Source organism: Budvicia aquatica DSM 5075 = ATCC 35567 (assembly GCF_000427805.1).
GTDB lineage: Bacteria > Pseudomonadota > Gammaproteobacteria > Enterobacterales > Enterobacteriaceae > Budvicia > Budvicia aquatica.
The window spans coordinates 1-2,376 of the sequence record NZ_ATYS01000114.1; the positions used below are offsets into that span (position 1 = coordinate 1).

The following is a 2,376-nucleotide window of genomic DNA, read 5'->3' on the forward strand; positions in this document are numbered from 1 at the left end:
ATTGGTCGGGTAGCAGGGATACATTACTGTATCCCCGCCCCCTAAGAACGGTACGTGCGAGTTTCCCAGCATACCGCTCAAGCCTTTATAAGTTACCGCCCTCGCGATAACCGGCTACACTACTGTGATATTGTCGATGACAGTTAGGATGTAACAGAACAAGATTGCTCAACTCGTCGCCGCCTCCGGCAGTCTTCATCACCTTATGATGAACATTCCAGCTTGTTTCCGTGCTGAATGGTTGTTCACACAAAGGGCATTGACGTGCCTGTTTATTCCATAATGCTATGATTTTACGCCGCCCCTCATGAGCGTCTTTCCAGATGCTGTCCAGTCGTCGCTCGAAGTATATCTCCCAGGAAGGGTCATACCGATTGGCTCCCTTCCTGATTTTGACATGGCGTTTGATGGGCGTAGAACTTGCATTGCAAAGTGTGAAGACTCTTCCCTGAATATCAGTTGCCTCAAATATCCAGTTCCGCATTTCCCGTGACGTAAAATACTTGGCTTTTATCCAGCGTCTGCTTTTACGTGGATGCCGCCTCACACACCACTGCCAAAGCTTGCTCCAGATCTGGTTGTCAACATAGCTGTAGGCTTTCTTAGCTACAACGTGCCTGTGATAGTTTGCCCATCCCCTTATCACGGGGTTGAGTTGTGCTATCAACAGATATGCCGGTGTCGTCTTGTTTTCAGTAATGATGGTTCTGATTTTATTGAGAAAATTCTTCAGATTTTTCTTGGAAGGCTTGATAAGAAACTTACCTTTATATTTCCTGATGTTTTGTCCCAGAAAATCAAAGCCTTCTTCGATATGCGTAATCGCTGTCTTCTCTATTGACAAGGTGAGTCCTCTTTCCTTCATAAAGGAGATAACAACAGGCTTAACCTTCTGCTCCAGAAGTGTTTTCGAACTTCCGGTGATAATAAAGTCATCAGCGTATCTCACATAGTTCACCTTGTTGGCTGCACGGAGTTTGGCTGTTTGCCAGAATTTTTCCTCTAGCTGTTTTTCCAGTCCATCCAAAGCCATATTTGCCAGTACAGGGGAGATAATGCCTCCCTGTGGTGTTCCGGCTCTTGTGAGATTGAACGAACCTTTATCCATATATCCGGCCTTTAACCATTTCCTCAGTATCTGCTTGTCCATAGGAATATGTGCAAGCAGCCAGTCATGACTGATATTGTCGAAGCACCCTTTGATATCAGCTTCCAGTATCCACGGAGCACTTTTTCTTTTCGCACAACAAATATAGAGTTGTGTGATTGCGTCAGCTGTGCTTCGGACTGGCCGAAATCCATAGCTGTTATGATCCGCGGTGGTTTCAGATACTGGTTCTAGTGCAAGCAGGTAGAGTGCCTGCATTGCTCTGTCGAGCATGACAGGGATCCCAAGCGGGCGTTTTTTGCCGTTTGGTTTGGGAATGTAAACTCTTTTAAGCGGCAGGGGCTGATAGCCTTTGCGTTTTAACAGAGTGATCGCCTGCCATTTATCTTCAGGGGTACTCCATGTTTTGCCATCAACGCCGGGGGTTTTCTTCCCGGTATTTTCAGTAACCCGTTTTACCGCTAGTGCTTTCGCTGTAAACGAGCGGGTGAGCATGCGTTGCAGCTTTTTTACTCTGCGCCACTGCTTTTCCCGTGTTGCCTTCGCTATCCGTATCTGTAGCTTCCGCACCTGATAGTGACAGCGTTTCCAGTCAATGGAATGCCACCCTCTCAAGCGAGAGGTCGCAGATACATCGGATAATGTATTCATCTTGCCAACCTCCATTTATGGTTGCTTTACAGTATTTCCTGCGAATAAAGACCCTGATGGAAGTCTGCACACTTTCGCGTTCGGGCAAATGTGGAACCCGTATCCTGCCCATTACAGACTGGCATTCGCTTTTTCCATCGTCCTTTACCTGCATTTTTATCAGTTCACCTTACGGATCACCTACCTGTCAGGGCAAAAATACAGGCTTACCAAGTTCCACCTGAAATACAACGGATGGGTTAGGCTCTGTCTCTCCACCGGAGGCTTAGTGTCCATGTACTCCCAGACGATTAAAGAGTAACCAGCCTCGCACCATTTTTGGTCAGAGCCTGTCAGCACCTTTGGCTCTTTCGCCGTTACGATGTTTATCAACAGTTCACTTGAGTTAGCCTTACCATCCAACCTTGCCCCTAATCCGCATGATGCTTGCAGATAATAATGTTCTCTCACAAGTGCATTATCGTGCGTAGCACAAGGGTACGTTGTTCCGGGAGCTTCAAACCCTGCCGTTGCCAGCAACGCTTGTCCCAGTAGGTTACGGCTAATGGAATAGCCGGTTATGTCATTGATGATGCTTTGCATAACAATATTTCAGGCGACTTCTTGTCGCACATCGT

The 2,376-nt window shown here is 47.0% G+C and carries 2 protein-coding genes; both read right to left on the bottom strand.

Going from position 1 to position 2,376, the window contains the following annotated elements; translation table 11 throughout:
* Positions 1 to 85: 85 nt before the first annotated feature.
* Positions 86 to 1,759, bottom strand: coding sequence for a group II intron reverse transcriptase/maturase (gene ltrA, locus YWE_RS0120805; RefSeq protein ID WP_029096201.1), 1,674 nt, complete (start codon positions 1,757 to 1,759; stop codon positions 86 to 88).
* Between the two features lie 180 nt (positions 1,760 to 1,939).
* Entirely contained in the window at positions 1,940 to 2,341 is a 402-nt protein-coding gene (locus tag YWE_RS31260; RefSeq protein ID WP_029096202.1) for a hypothetical protein, read from the bottom strand.
* Positions 2,342 to 2,376: the final 35 nt, after the last annotated feature.